15 protein-coding genes are annotated in these 15,380 nt (G+C 69.6%); 5 read left to right on the top strand and 10 right to left on the bottom strand.

Translation table 11 applies throughout. The features are described 5' to 3' along the window. Nucleotides 1-18 precede the first annotated feature (18 nt). The 5 genes from C7389_RS08115 (at nt 19) to C7389_RS08095 (ending at nt 8,100) form a co-directional block, all read left to right on the top strand. Nucleotides 19-1,038 carry a CDP-6-deoxy-delta-3,4-glucoseen reductase gene (locus tag C7389_RS08115; RefSeq protein WP_133590164.1) on the top strand — a complete coding sequence of 340 codons (1,020 nt, stop codon included), beginning with the start codon at nt 19-21 and terminating at the stop codon, nt 1,036-1,038. Between the two features lie 10 nt (nt 1,039-1,048). Continuing rightward, nucleotides 1,049-2,185 carry an EAL and HDOD domain-containing protein gene (locus tag C7389_RS08110; RefSeq protein WP_133590163.1) on the top strand — a complete coding sequence of 379 codons (1,137 nt, stop codon included), beginning with the start codon at nt 1,049-1,051 and terminating at the stop codon, nt 2,183-2,185. A 30-nt stretch (nt 2,186-2,215) separates the two neighbouring features. Then, entirely contained in the window at nt 2,216-3,712 is a 1,497-nt protein-coding gene (locus C7389_RS08105) for a methyl-accepting chemotaxis protein (protein WP_133590161.1), read from the top strand. Between the two features lie 149 nt (nt 3,713-3,861). Further along, entirely contained in the window at nt 3,862-5,856 is a 1,995-nt protein-coding gene (locus C7389_RS08100; RefSeq protein ID WP_133590159.1) for an ATP-binding protein, read from the top strand. Nucleotides 5,857-5,922: 66 nt separating this feature from the next. Beyond that, on the top strand, nt 5,923-8,100 hold the full coding sequence (locus C7389_RS08095; RefSeq protein WP_133590157.1) for an EAL domain-containing response regulator: 2,178 nt from the start codon (nt 5,923-5,925) through the stop codon (nt 8,098-8,100). Between the two features lie 173 nt (nt 8,101-8,273). Here C7389_RS08095 and C7389_RS08090 read toward each other — a convergent pair whose 3' ends face one another. From C7389_RS08090 to queF, 10 genes are all read right to left on the bottom strand, one after another. Beyond that, nucleotides 8,274-8,654 (bottom strand): c-type cytochrome, encoded by a 381-nt coding sequence (locus tag C7389_RS08090; RefSeq protein WP_133590155.1) that lies wholly within the window; start codon nt 8,652-8,654, stop codon nt 8,274-8,276. An 87-nt stretch (nt 8,655-8,741) separates the two neighbouring features. Then, on the bottom strand, nt 8,742-9,368 hold the full coding sequence (gene ureG / locus C7389_RS08085) for an urease accessory protein UreG (protein WP_133590153.1): 627 nt from the start codon (nt 9,366-9,368) through the stop codon (nt 8,742-8,744). Then, nucleotides 9,365-10,096 carry an urease accessory protein UreF gene (locus C7389_RS08080; protein ID WP_246034682.1) on the bottom strand — a complete coding sequence of 244 codons (732 nt, stop codon included), beginning with the start codon at nt 10,094-10,096 and terminating at the stop codon, nt 9,365-9,367. The genes ureG and C7389_RS08080 overlap by 4 nt, the downstream gene beginning before the upstream one ends. Further along, a complete protein-coding gene (gene ureE / locus C7389_RS08075; protein ID WP_246034681.1) occupies nt 10,093-10,611 on the bottom strand; it encodes an urease accessory protein UreE in 519 nt (172 codons plus the stop codon). The genes C7389_RS08080 and ureE overlap by 4 nt, the downstream gene beginning before the upstream one ends. A 115-nt stretch (nt 10,612-10,726) precedes the next feature. Then, nucleotides 10,727-12,433 (bottom strand): urease subunit alpha, encoded by a 1,707-nt coding sequence (ureC, locus tag C7389_RS08070; RefSeq protein WP_133590152.1) that lies wholly within the window; start codon nt 12,431-12,433, stop codon nt 10,727-10,729. 1 nt (nt 12,434) lies between these two features. After that, complete coding sequence (locus tag C7389_RS08065) at nt 12,435-12,740, bottom strand: urease subunit beta (RefSeq protein WP_133590150.1); 306 nt, start codon at nt 12,738-12,740, stop codon at nt 12,435-12,437. Between the two features lie 15 nt (nt 12,741-12,755). Then, nucleotides 12,756-13,091 (bottom strand): hypothetical protein, encoded by a 336-nt coding sequence (locus C7389_RS08060; RefSeq protein WP_133590148.1) that lies wholly within the window; start codon nt 13,089-13,091, stop codon nt 12,756-12,758. 73 nt (nt 13,092-13,164) lie between these two features. Then, nucleotides 13,165-13,467 carry an urease subunit gamma gene (gene ureA / locus C7389_RS08055; RefSeq protein WP_133590146.1) on the bottom strand — a complete coding sequence of 101 codons (303 nt, stop codon included), beginning with the start codon at nt 13,465-13,467 and terminating at the stop codon, nt 13,165-13,167. A 36-nt stretch (nt 13,468-13,503) separates the two neighbouring features. Next, nucleotides 13,504-14,361, bottom strand: coding sequence for an urease accessory protein UreD (locus C7389_RS08050; RefSeq protein ID WP_133590144.1), 858 nt, complete (start codon nt 14,359-14,361; stop codon nt 13,504-13,506). Between the two features lie 170 nt (nt 14,362-14,531). After that, a complete protein-coding gene (gene queF / locus C7389_RS08045) occupies nt 14,532-15,365 on the bottom strand; it encodes an NADPH-dependent 7-cyano-7-deazaguanine reductase QueF (RefSeq protein WP_246034680.1) in 834 nt (277 codons plus the stop codon). Nucleotides 15,366-15,380 lie beyond the last annotated feature (15 nt).

The following is a 15,380-nucleotide window of genomic DNA, read 5'->3' as shown; positions in this document are numbered from 1 at the left end:
CCATTCTATCCCACGCCCATGTCGTTCCAGATCACGCTCCAGCCCGGTGGCCAGACCTTCGAGGCCGCTTCCGACCAGACCATACTCGAAGCGGCGCTGCAGGCCGGCCTGCTGCTGCCCTACAGCTGCCGCGACGGCGCCTGCGGTGCCTGCAAGGGCAAGGTGCTGAGCGGCGAGCTGGACCGCGGCCTGTACTCCGAGGGCGCGCTGTCGCCCGCCGACCGCGACGCCGGCTATGCCTTGTTCTGCCGCGCCCGCGCCTGTTCCGACCTGATGCTGGAAGCACGCAACGTCACCCGCGCTGGCGACATCCCGGTGAAGAAGCTGCCCTGCCGGGTGCAGAAGCTGGAACTGGCAGCGCCGGACGTGATGATCATCGAGCTCAAGCTGCCCGCCAGCGAGGCCTTCCAGTTCCGCGCCGGCCAGTACATCGACATCCTGCTGGCCGACGGCCAGCGCCGCAGCTTCTCCATCGCCAACGCGCCGCACGACGCCGGCCGGCTTGAGCTGCATGTGCGCAGGATCGACGGTGGCCGCTTCACCGGCCACGTTTTCGAAGGCATGAAGGAGAAGGAGATCCTGCGCTTCGAGGGACCGCTGGGCAGCTTCTGGCTGCGCGAGGACAGCCAGCGCCCCATCGTGCTGGTGGCCGGCGGCACCGGCTTCGCGCCGATCAAGGGCATGGTGGAGCACGCCATCCACGTCGGCCTGCAGCGGCCCATCACCCTTTACTGGGGCGCGCGCAACGCTGCCGGCGTGTATATGGACACGCTGGCGCGAGATTGGGCCGCCATGCTCTCTGGCTTCCGCTATATTCCGGTGCTGTCGGAAGCGAAGGATGAAGCCTGGGACGGCCGCCGCGGCCTGGTGCACGAAGCGGTGCTGGCCGACTTCGCCGATCTCTCCGGCCACGAGGTGTACGTCTGCGGCGCGCCGGCCATGGTGGATGCGGCCCGCCAGGCTTTCGTCGGCACCCGCGGCCTGCCTGAGGGCGCCTTCCACGCCGACGCCTTCACCTTCGCCAACGCAGCGAGCTGACGCCAAACGCATGAGCCAGATGACCGTCCTCACCCGCGAGCCCGTGGTCAACAAGAACCGGGCGATCACCGCCAACCGGCTGGTCGCCCACGGGCCCAACATTGCGGCGGTGACGGAAACCCTGAACGAACTGGCGGACGTCTGGCCCAGCCACCACACCGTCTTCGTCAGCCTGGGCCGGCTGGTGCCCACGCCCGATCTGCTGGCCTGGCAGATCCCGGCCAACGCCATGATCGAGATTCCCGCGCAGGCGCTGAATCACCCGCAGACCCAGGCGCTGCTGCCACAGCTGCGGGAAACCCGCAACAGCGTCTGCCTCACCTGGCATACGCCGGGCGGCGTAGTGCCGGCGGGCGCCGACTGGCGCTTCTCGCTGATGGACGCGCGCAAGCATCCGGCGCCGGATGGCGCGCCCGGCCTGGCGCTGGCCTGGGGCCTGGCCGACGTGCCGGCCTTCCGCGAGGCAGTGGGCAAGGGCTACGACGGCGCCTCCGGCTGGTTCTTCCTCAACGGCAACCCGGTGGCGAAGTCGCTGTCGCCCGGCCATGCGCAGATCGTCCGCCTGCTCAACCTCGTCCGCAACAACGGCGATATCAAGGAAATCGAAGCGGTGCTGAAGCAGGACGTGGCGCTGTCCTACAAGCTGCTGCGCTACATCAACTCCGCCGGCTTCGGCCTGATGTGCGAAATCCAGTCCTTCCGCCACGCGGTCAGCATCCTCGGCTACACCAACCTCAACAAGTGGCTGTCGCTGCTGCTGGTCACCGCCAGCCGCGACCCCGGCGCCCCGGCGATGATGCAGACCGCCATTGCCCGCGGCCGCTTCATGGAAGAAATAGGCTCTGCCTACTTCGACAAGTCCGAGCGCGACAACCTCTTCATCACCGGCGCCTTCTCCCTGCTGCACGTGCTGCTCGGCACCTCCATGCAGACCCTGCTCAACGAGATGCTGCTGCCCGCGCCAGTCATCGACGCCCTGCTCCACGACCAGGGCGAGTTCGCTCCCTTCCTGCGCCTGGCGCGCCACTGCGAGAGCTTCGACGCCGCCAACCTGCTGGCCGCCGCCGAGGAGTTGCACCTGGAGCGCGAACAGCTCAACCGCGCCCAGCTGATCGCCCTCGGCTTCGCCGACAGCCTGCAAGCCTGACTTCCACCCAACAACGCCCGGGGAGGCGTGATGAAGAATCTGAAGATCGGTCACAAGATCGGCTTGCTGATCGCCCTGGCGGTGCTCGGCTACCTGATCAACATCGCCATCGGCCTCACCAGCCTGCGCGACAACCTGGTGGAGGACCGCAAGCTCAAGACCCGCAACGTGGTCGAAGTGGCGCTGGGCGTGGTCACCCGCTACCACGCCCAGGCGCAGGCCGGCGAGATGAGCGAGGCGGCGGCGCAGCAGGGGGCGATGCAGACGCTGCAGGAACTGCGCTACGACGGCCAGGAGTACTTCTGGATCCACAGCGGCGAGAACCGCATGGTGATGCACCCGACCTCGCAGCAATTGCTGGGCAAGGACCTCACCGACTTCAAGGACACCAACGGCAAGCGCCTGTTCGCCGACATGACCGCGGTGGTGCGCGACCAGGGCGCCGGCTTCGTCGAATACCACTGGAACAAGCCCGGCAGCACCGAGCCCGTGCCCAAGATCTCCTATGTCGCCGGCTTCAAGCCGTGGAACTGGGTGATCGGTTCGGGCATATACGTGGATGACGTGGATGCGGTGTTCCGCGGCAGCGCGCTGCGCCAGGGCGGCCTGGCCACCCTCATCCTGGTGCTGATGGTGGCCTTCGGCGTGGTGGTGATGCGCAGCGTGGTGCGGCCGGTGCAGCAGATGCAGGCGGTGATGGAAGCCCTGGCCGAAGGCGACCTCACGGTGCATGCGGATAGCACCGGCAACGACGAGGTCGGCCGCATGATGAAGGCCACCGAGCGGATGATAGAGCGCACCCGCGGCACGCTGATCGAAGTGCTGGAGTCCACCGCGTCGCTGGCCAACGCCTCCGCCCAGGTCAGCCTCACCTCCCAATCGCTGTCGCAGGCGGCCAGCGAACAGGCTGCCAACATCGAGGAGACCACCGCCTCGGTCGAACAGATGGCCGCCTCCATCGCCCACAACCGCGAGAACGCCGGCGCCACCGAAGCCATCGCCGCCCGCGCCGCCACCGACGCCCAGGCCGGCGGCGAGGCGGTCAGCGAAACCGTGGGCGCCATGCAGGCCATCGCGCAGAAGATCGGCATCGTGGACGACATCGCCTACCAGACCAATCTGCTGGCGCTGAACGCCGCCATCGAGGCCGCCCGCGCCGGCGAGCACGGCAAGGGCTTCGCCGTGGTCGCCGCCGAGGTGCGCAAGCTGGCCGAACGCAGTCAGGTCGCCGCACGCGAGATCGGCGAACTGGCCGGCTCCAGCGTCAGGCTGGCCGAGCGCACCGGCAGCCTGTTCGAGGAACTGCTGCCCAGCATCCAGAAGAACGCCGCGCTGGTGAAGGAGATCGCACTCGCTTCCGAGGAACAGGCGGGCGGCGCCGCCCAGATCAGCATGGCGGTGAACCAGGTCAGCCAGGCTACCCAGCACAACGCCTCCTCCTCCGAGGAACTGGCCGCTACCGCCGAGGAACTACAGGCCCAAGCCAGCCGGCTGCAGGAAACGGTACGTTTTTTCCGCGTGAACTGAGGCTTACGCGACACCGACCTGAGCGCACAGCGCGCTCCGGATGCAACTAAAGTTGCATATCCCCTCGGCAACGCGACTTCGTTCACATCCCCACGCCGGGGCGCTGGTTACAATCCGGCCAAATTCCAACGACCGGCTCAGCGCCTCCGATGACCCCCGCCGCGCCCAGCGCGTTCCGCCCTCAGCCCCTGCCGGAAAGCAGCGCCACGCTGCTGCGCCTGCTCGCCGCCGCAACGCCCAACTGGCCGGAGGTGGCGATGGTGGCTGCGCGCGATCCGGCGCTCTGCCTGCTCCTGCTGCTGGCTGCACCGCTGGTGGAGGGTGAACTGGATGGCGGGCTGGACCTGGCGCTGCGCCAGCGCCTCTCCACCCTGGGCGCCGACCTCCTGCGCGCCTGGCTGCTCGGGCTGCCGCAGACGGATGACGGCGGCGACGGCCAACGCGCCCTGCTGGTGGCCGAGTGCGCGCTGCACCTGGCGCTGGAAACCCGCTATCCGCGGCCGGACGAAGCCTATCTCGGCGGCCTCTGGCTCACGCCCTCGGTGCTGGGCCTCGGCCAGCGTGGCGGCGATAGTGAAGACCCCGGCCCGCTCTTCCTCGCCGACGATGGCCGCAGCCACCTTGCCCGGCTGGTGCATGCCTGTGGCTTGCCGGACACCCTGGCCGACGCCGTCGAACTCGGTCCGCTGCTGGACGAACAGGCACTGGCCGCGCATCCGCTGGTACGCCTGCTGAAGGCCGCCGACTCGCTCGCCGGCAAAGGCTGGGAGACGCGCGGCGAGCGCATCGCCAGCCTCACCGGCCTCACGACGGGCAGCCTGAACAGCCTGCGCACCGACGTCGGCTACATCGTCTCCGGCCACGCCGCCTACCCGCCGCCGGCGCCGCGGCTGCCCACGCTGCCAGCCAGCGCCCCCAGCATCGCCGACGACCCCTTCCGCAGCGCCGCGCTGCACGGGCTGGTCACCGCCGCCTTCGCCGATCAGTCCGAAGAAGCCACCGCCGCCCGCCTGCGCATCGCCACGCCGCTACTCACCGGCCAGCGCCAGTTCCTGCTGCTCGCCGCGGCGGACGACGGCCTGCTGCATCCGCTGCTGCCCTGCGCAGCCGGTACCGCCGCCGCCCGCATCCAGGAATTGCGGCTGCGCGAAGAAGATGAAAGCAGCGTCATCGCCCTGGCCCTGCGCAGCGGCCGGCCCGCCAGCTACTTTCCCGCCGCCGCAGCCCCCGGCCGCAGCATGGCCGACTGGCATATCGGCCGCTGGTTGGGCCGGCGCGGCTTCTGCTGCCTGCCGCTGCCGCTGGCCGACGGCCGCCATGCGGTCGCCCTGCTGGGGCTGGACAGGGAGCAGGAGCTGGGTGCCGCCGAACGCTGGCTGCTGAACGAACTGCTGGGCGCCGGCGCCCGCGCCATCGTTGGCGCGCGCCGCATCCAGGAGCAAGCCGGCGCCCGCGAGGACGCGCTCAAGGGCCGCTTCCGCGAACACGTGCGGCGCATCGCCCACGAGGCAACCAATCCGCTCACCGTGCTCAAGACGCGGCTCGGCCTGATGGCCCAGAACCAGCCGGAGGACGAGGCGCTGCAGGACGAGATGGGCCTGCTCAACGCCGAACTGGACCGCATCGGCAACCTGCTGCGCCGCGCCGGCGACCTGCCGGCCGACGAAAGCGAACTGCCGCGCTGCCGTGTCGGCGAACTTCTGCAGGACATGCGCACCGTCTATGGCGACGCCCTGTTCGCCAGCCGCGACATCCACTTCGAACTCCGCATCGCCGACGGCGTGGCACCGGCCGCCATGCCGGCCTCCGCGCTCAAGCAGGTGCTGCTCAACCTCTTCCGCAACGCCTCCGAGGCACTGCAGCCCGGCGGGCGGCTGTCGGTTGCCCTGGTTGGGCAGGTCAGCGTGGATGGCCGCAACTGCGTTGAAATCCGCCTGATAGACAACGGCCCCGGCTTGCCGCCGGAACGCGCCACCGACCTCTTCTCGCCGCGTCCCTCCAGCAAGGGCGGTGGCCACCAGGGCGTGGGGCTGAGCGTGATCCGCGACATCCTGGTGCAATGGAAGGCGTCCATTCTTTGCCGTACCCAGCCGGGTAGCGGCACCAGCTTCCAGGTCTTCGTCCCTCTGGAACAATCCCGCTGACTGTTGCATTATGTCGAAAGACCTATAAGACCGACCAAACGACAACCACCGACCACCAGGGAGGTCATGGTTATCCCGGGAGAGCAGCCCTTTTTCGGCACGGCTTCCGAGGTCCGCCCCGACCCGGAGCTTGCTTGCCGGATTCTCGTCGTCGACGACGATGCGTCGTTGCGCCGGACGCTGCCGCACGTCCTCGCCCGCAGCGGCCGCAGCTTCGACGACTGCGGCAGCGTCGCCGCCGCCATCGCCCTGCTGCAACACCAGCACTACGATCTCATCCTGCTGGACTACCGCCTGCCGGACGCCACCGGCCTCGCCCTGCTCGACTGGCTGTCGGAGAACCAGCGCGAAGAGGCGGTCATCATGATCAGCGGCGAAGACGCCATAGACGCCGCCATAGGCGCGCTGCGCCGCGGCGCGGATGACTATGTGCGCAAGCCCTACCATGTCGCCCAGTTGCAGCGCGCGGTGGAAGGCACCCTGCACAAGACCTCGCTGGAGCGCGCCAACCGCGCCATGAGCCAGCGCCTGCGGGCCTCGGAGCGCTTGCACCGCTACCTCGTGGAAAGCTCGCCCGATCTCATCTTCACGCTGGATGCGGAAGGCTGCTTCAACTACATCAACCCACGGGTGCAGGCCCTGCTCGGCTACGAGCGCAGTGCGCTGATGCGCAGCCCCTTCGTTTCGCTGGTGATGCCGGAAGACATGGAGCGCATGCGCTCCCTGCTGCTGTCACCGCGCGGCATACCCACCGAGAGCTTCAACGTCGAACTGCGGCTGCGCCGCGCCGTCGATGACAAGAGCGGGCAAGACGGCCCGGAATCCATCACCGTCTCCCTCACCGGCATCCCGATGATGGGGCGCGAGGGCGGCCGTCAGGCCAGCGGCCTCTACGGCGTCGCCCGCGACATCTCGGAACGCAAGCGCGCCGAGGAGATCATCTCCTTCCAGGCCTACCACGACCAGCTCACCCGCCTGCCCAACCGGGTGCTGTTCAAGGACCGCCTGGAACTGGCCATCGCCCAGGCCCAGCGCCGCAGCGGCTCGCTGGCGGTGATGTTCGTGGATGTGGACCGCTTCAAGCTGGTGAACGACACCTTCGGCCACGCCGAGGGCGACACCCTGCTGCGCGGCATCGCCGAGCGCCTGTCCGCCACCCTGCGCCGCGGCGACACCCTGGCCCGCCTGGGCGGGGACGAGTTCACCGTGCTGCTGCCGGACGTCGCCCAGCCGGAGGATGCCGAGACCATCGCGCGCAAGATCCTGGAGGTGCTGGCGCCCCCCTTCCGCCTCAGCCACGGCGACTTCCGCGCCACCGTCAGCCTGGGCATCGCGCTCTTCCCCCGCGACGGCAACGACGCCGAGGAGCTGACCCGCGCCGCCGACATCGCCATGTACCAGGTGAAGCGCTCCGGCAAGAACGGCTTCCGCTTCTTCGACCCCGACCTCAATAGCCACTACCGCGAACGTATCGCGCTGGAGAACGACCTGCGCGGCGCGGTGGAGCGCGGCGAGCTGGAACTGCACTACCAGCCGCAGATCAGCCTGCACCGCCAGCGGGTGGTGGGCATGGAGGCGCTGCTGCGCTGGAACCATCCGGTGCATGGCATGGTGGGGCCGGCGGCCTTCGTGCCGGTGGCCGAAGAGGCCGGGCTGATCGGCGACATCAGCCGCTGGGTGCTGGAGCAGGCCTGCCGCCAGCTCGCCGACTGGCGCGAAGCCGGCCATGACGAACTGCGCATGTCGCTCAACCTCTCACCGCACGACTTCGACAGCGCCGACGTGGTCGGCATGGTCACCGACTGCGTCTCCCGCCACGGCCTGCCGCCTTCTCAGCTGGAGCTGGAGATCACCGAGAGCATGATGATGCAGGACGCCGCCGGCGTCGCCGCCAAGGTCCGCCAGCTGCGCGAGGCCGGCCTCAGCGTGGCGATAGACGACTTCGGTACCGGCTACTCGGCGCTGGCCTACCTGCAGAAGTTCCCGGTGAGCACGCTGAAGATAGACCGCAGCTTCGTGCGCGACCTGGAAGGCCCGGCGACCAACCCCATCATTTCCGCCATCACCGGCATCGCCCGCGGCTTCGGCCTGCAGCTGATCGCCGAGGGGGTGGAGCGCGCCGAACAGGTGGAAACCCTGCGCACCCTGGGCTGCGACGTGATGCAGGGCTACTTCTTCGCCCGCCCCGCTCCGGCGGCAGAAGCCGGCGGCTGGCTGCGGGCGGTGCCCTGCGGGGCGTGCTGAGGCGGAGCACCGGCGCCCCGACTTGCTGCTTGCCCGCGACGACGGCCACCCAGCCAGGACGCCACCAGCCGGCGGAGTCCGCCTCCCGCAACCGTCCTGGCCAGGCCTGCCCGGCCATTTCAGGCAAGGCCCGCCTGAACAGGCGTGGAGCGCCGGGGCCGCTGTCCGCAGGGCTAGTTGAGCTTGGGCGTGCAGCCGACCGGCGTGCCCGCCTTGGCCCAGCCACTGCCATCCGGGTTGGTGCTCAATATCCACTGCACCAGCTCCCGCGCCTCGCTTTCATTCACGTGGTATTTGTTCGGCGGCATGGGCACCACGCTCCACTCGCACACGCTGCCGTTGAGCACCTTGCCGATGAGCTTGTCCACCGCGCCGGGCTGCTTCGCATAGCGGGCGGCGATGTCCTTGAAGGCCGGGCCCACCCGCTTCTGGTCCAGCACATGGCAACCGGTGCAGTTCTTCGCCTTGGCCAGCGCCTCATCGGCAAACGCCGGCGCGGCGGACAGCGTACAGGCGGCGAGTGCGGCGCTTAGCGCGGCGGCGGGCAACTTCATACCTACTCCTCTGGCAAGGGACGGAACCGCCGCGATACTAAACGACCGGGCAGGGCTTGCCCACGGCGGCGCGCCGCCGGCCCGACCTCAGGCGGCGGGGCGCAGCAGGCCCTGGCGCTCGATGAAGCCGATGATCTCGTCCAGGCCCTGGCCGGTCTTGAGGTTGGAGAAGACGAAGGGGCGCTCGCCGCGCATCTTCTTTGCGTCGCGGTCCATCACCTCCAGCGAGGCACCGACCAAGGGCGCGAGGTCGATCTTGTTGATCACCAGCAGGTCGCTCTTGGTGATGCCGGGGCCGCCCTTGCGCGGAATCTTGTCGCCAGCGGAAACGTCGATCACGTACAGCGTGAGGTCGGACAGCTCCGGCGAGAAGGTGGCCGCCAGGTTGTCGCCGCCGGATTCGACGAAGATGATCTCCAGCCCCGGAAAGCGCTGGTTGAGGCGATCCACCGCCTCCAGGTTGATGGAGGCGTCCTCGCGGATGGCGGTGTGCGGGCAGCCGCCGGTTTCCACGCCGATGATGCGCTCCGGCGCCAGCGCTTCGTTGCGCACCAGGAACTGGGCGTCCTCGGCGGTGTAGATGTCGTTGGTCACCACCGCGATGTTGTAGCGCTCGCGCAGCGCGCGGCACAGCGCCAGGGTAAGCGCGGTCTTGCCGGAGCCGACCGGGCCGCCGATGCCAACGCGCAGGGCGTGGGAAGTCTGGGAAGTCATGATCTGAACAGCCTCGTGTATTGGGTTTCATGCCGGCTGCTGGCGATGGCCAGGCCGGGGGTGAAGTTGCTCCATTCCGCCTCCGGCAACGCCAGCGCCGCGGCCGCCAGCTCCGGCAGCCGCGCGCCCAGGCCGGCGAGCAAGCGCTGGCCGGCGCTCTGGCCCAGCGGCACCGCCTTCACCGCCGCCATCACCTGGTTTTCCAGCCAGGCCCACAGGTAGGCCGCCAGCGCGGCCCCGGCGTCTATGTTCCAGGCGGCGGCAGCCGCGGCCCAGGCGGTGGGAAAGGCGGGGGAGTCGATGCCGCGCAGGCGTTCGCGCCAGCCCGGCAAGCCAGCGAAAGCGTCCAGCTCGGTCAGCAGGCGCACCAGGGAATAGCCCATCTGCAGCGTCTCGGCGCGCAGCTCCGAGGTCTCGCGGCTGCAGACGAAATCGTCGTTGAGCCGGGCGACTTCGGCATCCTCGCCAACCGCCCAGGCCTGCACCAGCCGCGCCAGCAGCGGCGCTTCGAAACGGCCGGCGCCGTGGCTCAGCAGGTCGCCTATCCAGCGGCCGGCGTCGGCTTCGTCGCGCACCGCGCCGCATTCCACCGCCCACTCCAGGCCCTGCGAATAGGTGTAGGCGCCCACCGGCAGCGCCGGGCTGGCCAGTTGCAGCAGGCGCACCAGCTGCAACTGGCCGAGGGCGGCCGGGGCGAGCACCGCGGCGGCGGGAGCGGCTTCGCTCACTGCCCGTCCATCATGTGGATGCGGGCACCGCTGCCGTCACCCGGGTGCTGGTGGCCGTGGGCGTAGGCGCCGGCTTCCGGCTCGAAGGGCGCGCGTAGCGCTTCGACGTCGGCGCCCAGGCCGGTGAGCATGCCTTCCAGCACATGGTCGGCCTGGATGCGCAGCCAGCCCTCCCCGAGTTCGACGGCGACGTGGCGGTTGCCCAGGTGGTAGGCGGCGCGCGCCAGCTCCAGGGCATCGGCGCAGCGCACTTCCATCAAGTCTTCCGGCGCGGCGACCACTTCCACCACCCGACCGTCATTGGCGAGCAGGCGGTTGCCGCCGCGCAGGATGGTGCCGCGCGGCAGGAAGAGGCCGACTTCGGCACCCGAGCCCAGCTTTGCACGCAGGCGGCTCTTGGTGCGGTAGCCGAAGTCCAGCTCCAGCGTGTCGGTGGCGTTACGGTTGCCTTCGTAGAGGGCTTCGATCAGCAGCATGTCGCCGCCCGTCGGGCCAGCTGAGGAGGCCGTGGTCATGGAATGTCTCCGGAAACGGGTATCGATGGACCGCGCGAGCCAGCGCGATGGGAAGTGGCACAGGGTAGCCAAGCCACCCTGCGCCCGCCACCGCGACCGGCAGTCGCGCGTGTCGTCAGAACAGGAAGTAGCGCTGCGCCATGGGCAGCACCGAGGCCGGCTCGCACACCAGCAGCTCGCCGTCGGCCCGCACCACGTAGGTTTCCGGGTCCACCTCGATCTTGGGCCGGGCGCCGTTATGCACCATGTCGCCCTTCTGCACGCTGCGGCAACCCTGCACCGCCACCAGCGGCTTGTCGAGCTTGAGCGCGGCCACCTCCGGGTTGGCCAGCGCAGCCTGGGAGACGAAGGTCACCGAGGTCTTCAGCGCCTTGCCGAAGCTGCCGAACATCGGCCGGTAATGCACCGGCTGCGGCGTCGGGATGGAGGCGTTGGCGTCGCCCATGGCGGCGGCGGCGATCATGCCGCCCTTGAGGATGAGGCTGGGCTTGACGCCGAAGAATGCCGGCTTCCACAGCACCAGGTCGGCCAGCTTGCCTTCCTCGATGGAGCCGACCACGTGCGCAATGCCGTGGGTGATGGCCGGGTTGATGGTGTATTTGGCGATGTAGCGCTTGATGCGGAAGTTGTCGTTGCCCCGGCCGGCGTCTTCCGCCAGCGGGCCACGCTGCACCTTCATCTTGTGCGCGGTCTGCCAGGTGCGGATGACGACTTCGCCGACGCGGCCCATGGCCTGGGAATCGGACGACATCATGGCGAAGGCGCCGGTGTCGTGCAGGATGTCCTCGGCGGCGATGGTTTCGCGGCGGATGCGGGACTCGGCGAAGGCGACGTCCTCGGCAATCGACGGGTCGAGGTGGTGGCAGACCATGAGCATGTCCAGATGCTCGTCTATGGTGTTCACCGTGTAGGGCCGCGTCGGGTTGGTGGAGGACGGCAGCACGTTGGCCTCGCCCACCGCCTTGATGATGTCCGGCGCATGGCCGCCGCCGGCGCCTTCGGTGTGGAAGGTATGGATGGTGCGGCCCTTGAAGGCGGCCAGCGTGGTCTCGACGAAGCCGGATTCGTTCAGGGTGTCGGTGTGGATGGCGACCTGCACGTCCATCTCGTCCGCCACCGTCAGGCAGTTGTCGATGGCGGCCGGGGTGGTGCCCCAGTCCTCGTGCAGCTTCAGGCCGATGACGCCGGCCTCGACCTGCTCGCGCAAGGGCCCCGGCAGGCTGGCGTTGCCCTTGCCGAAGAAGCCCATGTTCATCGGGAAGGCGTCCGCCGCTTCCAGCATGCGGTGGATGTGCCACGGCCCCGGCGTGCAGGTGGTGGCGTAGGTGCCGGTGGCAGGCCCGGTGCCGCCGCCCAGCATGGTGGTGACGCCGCTCATCAGCGCTTCGTCGATCTGCTGCGGGCAGATCCAGTGGATGTGGCTGTCGATGCCGCCGGCGGTGAGGATCATGCCCTCGCCGGCAATGACCTCGGTGCCGGCGCCGACCGGGATGGTGACGCCCGGCTGGATGTCCGGGTTGCCGCCCTTGCCTATCTTCCAGATCTTGCCGCCCTTGAGGCCGACGTCCGCCTTCACGATGCCGGTCACCGCGTCGACGATCAGCGCGTTGGTGATGAGGGTGTCGGCGATCTCGGCGGCCAGCTGCTGGCCCTGGCCCATGCCGTCGCGGATGACCTTGCCGCCGCCGAACTTCACTTCCTCGCCGTAGATGGTGTGGTCCTTCTCGACCTCGAGCACGAGGTCGGTGTCGGCCAGGCGCAGCTTGTCGCCGGTGGTGGGGCCGAACATTTCCGCATAGGCGCGGCGGGTAATTTTCACCATCTCAAAGCGCTCCCATGACGTCGCCGTTGAAGCCATACACCTTGCGCGCGCCGGCCAGCGCCACCAGTTCCACCGTGCGCGCCTGGCCCGGCTCGAAACGCACCGCGGTGCCGGCGGCGATGTTGAGGCGGAAGCCGCGGGCGGCCTTGCGGTCGAAATCCAGCGCGGCGTTGGTCTCGGCGAAGTGGTAGTGCGAGCCGACCTGGATCGGGCGGTCGCCGGTGTTGGTCACCGACAGGGTCAGCGTGGCGCGGCCGGCGTTCAGCTCCAGCTCGCCGGCCGCGGGGATGAGTTCACCCGGAATCATGTGCTTGCTCCTTTCTTATCCTTGTATGCCCCAACCGCCACGGGCGCCGTAGCGGTAGTCCCGGACGGCGGCCCGGGCGGCGGGTTTGTCCGTTTGCGCGTCTGCCGGCGGCATGATGGTCGCGGCTTCGGCCTGCGGCGGCGCCTGCAGCAGCTGGCGCAGGCGGCCGGCCAGTTCGCGCACGATGCCGTCGCCATCCGCCTCCAGCGCGGCCAGCACCTGCTCAGCCCGGGCGGGCTCGACCAGCGCCGCCGGGTCCAGGCTGGCGCCCCGGCGGCGCAGCTGCAGCCTGAGGCGGGAAAGCAGGCCCGCCCGCTCCAGTTCCTTGCGTTCCACTTCCGCTTCGTGCATCGCAACCTCCCGCGGCCGCGCCGCGAACGTTTGCGTGCAGGCCGCGCCGTCCGGCGCGGCGCCGCCCGCGCTGTCAGACGATGGGGTTGTGTACCGTGACCAGCTTGGTGCCGTCCGGGAAGGTCGCCTCGACCTGGATCTCCGGAATCAACTCGGCGACGCCGTCCATGACGTCCTCGCGGGCGAGGAGGGTGGTGCCGAAGCTCATCAGCTCGGCCACCGTGCGGCCGTCGCGCGCGCCTTCGAGGATGGCGCAGGTGATCAGCGCCACCGCCTCCGGGTAGTTGAGCTTGAGGCCGCGGGCGCGGCGGCGCTCGGCGAGCAGGCCGGCGGTGAAGATGAGCAGCTTGTCCTTCTCGCGCGGAGTCAATTCCATACGCTAGTCCTCGTGTGTTCCATTCGGGTATTCCACTCAGGTGTTCCAGATGCGCGGGATGGCCAGCGGCCGCCCGGCCAGCGCCGGCCGCAACACCGCCCACAGGCGGTTGAACCAGATGCGCCCCGGCTCGCAGCCGGGGCCGAGATAACGGGCGACCAGCAGGCCGGGCAGCAGGGTGACCGCGCCCTCACCCACCGCCGGCGCGATCCCGCGGCAGGCGGCGAGCAGTTCGCCATCCACCCGCGGCGACGCCGCCAGCAGGGTGCCGACGACCGGGTGGCCGCCCAGGCCGACCGGTGAATCCATCAGGCTGCCGCCGCCTTCCACCCGACCGCGCTCCAGCCACAGGCTCTTGCCATCGCGGCGGATGCGGGTGGCCAATGCCAGCGTGCCACGACCGAAGCGCTCGCCGGAGCCGGTGCGGCCGAAGCAGCTCATCTCGCTGCCGATGAAGCAGGCGTCGCCCGCCAACTCCACCTCGGTCAGCAGTTCGCCGACCGCGCCTTCATAAACGATGCTCTCCTGCGGCAGCCATTCGCACACCCCGCCTTCAGCCACCGCGATGCGCTGGCTGAGGCGGCCGGCGCGGCCCTCGCTGCGGTACCACTTGCCGGCGCCCGGCGTGGTCAGCAGCGCATGGGCACCAGCGCCCACGTCCACGTTCAGCGTCAGGGAATCGCCGCCGACGATGCCGGCCGGCGGGTGCACGACGATGGCATGGCACACCTCGCCCCCCTCGGGGTAGAGCGCACGCTGCACCACCAACGGACCGACGTGGCGGCGCTCGGCCAGCACGCTGCGGTCGCCGCGGCGGCGGAAACCGAGGTGCAGCTCGGCCTGCCAGCCGTGTGCGGAGGGCGTCAGGCTGGGGCATTCGACGACGGCGTTCATGACTTTCGTTTTAGCAATTGGCATTCCAGTTCGCAGCCCGCGGCCGGGCGCCCGCGGTTGCGGCCCTCGCCGGGCGATGCCGCGGACATCCTGCGCCGCGGAGCGCACCCCGCGCACCAGGCCGGTGCCCGCGCAGCATGCCGCGCCCCGACCTCGACCATGTGTCGGCCCTACTGCCGCACTTCCATGCGCTCATCCGCCACCAGCGCCAGGGAGGTGGCGCGCCAGGGGTTGATGTCCAGCCCGCCGCGGCGGGTGTAGCGCGCCCATACGGAGAGTTCGCGCGGCTGGCAGCGCGCCAACACGTCGCAGAAGATGCGTTCCACGCACTGCTCGTGGAATTCGTTGTGGCCGCGGAAGGAGACGATATAGCGCAGCAGGCCGGCGCGATCGATGGCCGGACCGCGGTAGCGCAGCGCCACCATGCCCCAGTCCGGCTGGCCGGTGACCAGGCAGTTGGACTTCAGCAGGTGGGAATACAGCGTTTCCTCCACCTCGGCGCCGCCGGCGGAAAGCAGTTCCGGCGCCGGCTGGTAGCTGTCGATGGCGACATCCAGCTCATCCAGGCAGAGGCCTTCCGGATAGCCGAAGGCGCGCTGCGGCCGCTGCGACAGCGGCGTCACCTCCACGCCCACCGGGCCGCCGGCGGCAGCGGAGAGATCGGCGGCGATGGTGGCCGCCACCGCGTCATGGTCGGCGAACACATGCTGGTTGAAGGAGTTGAGGTAGAGCTTGAGCGACTTGGACTCCACCAGCCGCGGCGTTTCCGCCGGCACCCGGAAGCACGCCAGCGCCACCACCGGCTTGCCGCGCGGGTTCAGCCAGGACAGCTCGTAGGCGTTCCACAGGTCGGCGCCGACGAAGGGCAGCGCCTCCTCGCGCAGGCCCAGCTCGTCGCGCTTCAGCTGGCGCGGGATGGGGAACAGCAGCTCCGGCGCGTAGGTATCGCGGTAGCTGACCGTGCGCCCCAGCGGCGAGGCCTCGGCGCCATGTCTTTCCGTCATGCCTGTTCCTTGCGT

Origin of the sequence: Azoarcus indigens, from assembly GCF_004361735.1 — a bacterium.
Lineage (GTDB): Bacteria > Pseudomonadota > Gammaproteobacteria > Burkholderiales > Rhodocyclaceae > Azoarcus > Azoarcus indigens.
Note: the sequence above shows the minus strand (reverse complement) of the source record. Positions and strands in the feature narration are given on the sequence as shown.

Bases quoted from the DNA above. Each gene is read 5' to 3' on its own strand.
- C7389_RS08115 (WP_133590164.1), top strand. From the start codon at position 19: ATGTCGTTCCAGATCACGCTCCAGCCCGGTGGCCAGACCTTCGAGGCC.
- C7389_RS08110 (WP_133590163.1), top strand. From the start codon at position 1,049: ATGAGCCAGATGACCGTCCTCACCCGCGAGCCCGTGGTCAACAAGAAC.
- C7389_RS08105 (WP_133590161.1), top strand. From the start codon at position 2,216: ATGAAGAATCTGAAGATCGGTCACAAGATCGGCTTGCTGATCGCCCTG.
- C7389_RS08100 (WP_133590159.1), top strand. From the start codon at position 3,862: ATGACCCCCGCCGCGCCCAGCGCGTTCCGCCCTCAGCCCCTGCCGGAA.
- C7389_RS08095 (WP_133590157.1), top strand. From the start codon at position 5,923: ATGGTTATCCCGGGAGAGCAGCCCTTTTTCGGCACGGCTTCCGAGGTC.
- C7389_RS08090 (WP_133590155.1), bottom strand. From the start codon at position 8,654: ATGAAGTTGCCCGCCGCCGCGCTAAGCGCCGCACTCGCCGCCTGTACG.
- ureG (WP_133590153.1), bottom strand. From the start codon at position 9,368: ATGACTTCCCAGACTTCCCACGCCCTGCGCGTTGGCATCGGCGGCCCG.
- ureE (WP_246034681.1), bottom strand. From the start codon at position 10,611: ATGACCACGGCCTCCTCAGCTGGCCCGACGGGCGGCGACATGCTGCTG.
- ureC (WP_133590152.1), bottom strand. From the start codon at position 12,433: ATGGTGAAAATTACCCGCCGCGCCTATGCGGAAATGTTCGGCCCCACC.
- C7389_RS08065 (WP_133590150.1), bottom strand. From the start codon at position 12,740: ATGATTCCGGGTGAACTCATCCCCGCGGCCGGCGAGCTGGAGCTGAAC.
- C7389_RS08060 (WP_133590148.1), bottom strand. From the start codon at position 13,091: ATGCACGAAGCGGAAGTGGAACGCAAGGAACTGGAGCGGGCGGGCCTG.
- ureA (WP_133590146.1), bottom strand. From the start codon at position 13,467: ATGGAATTGACTCCGCGCGAGAAGGACAAGCTGCTCATCTTCACCGCC.
- C7389_RS08050 (WP_133590144.1), bottom strand. From the start codon at position 14,361: ATGAACGCCGTCGTCGAATGCCCCAGCCTGACGCCCTCCGCACACGGC.
- queF (WP_246034680.1), bottom strand. From the start codon at position 15,365: ATGACGGAAAGACATGGCGCCGAGGCCTCGCCGCTGGGGCGCACGGTC.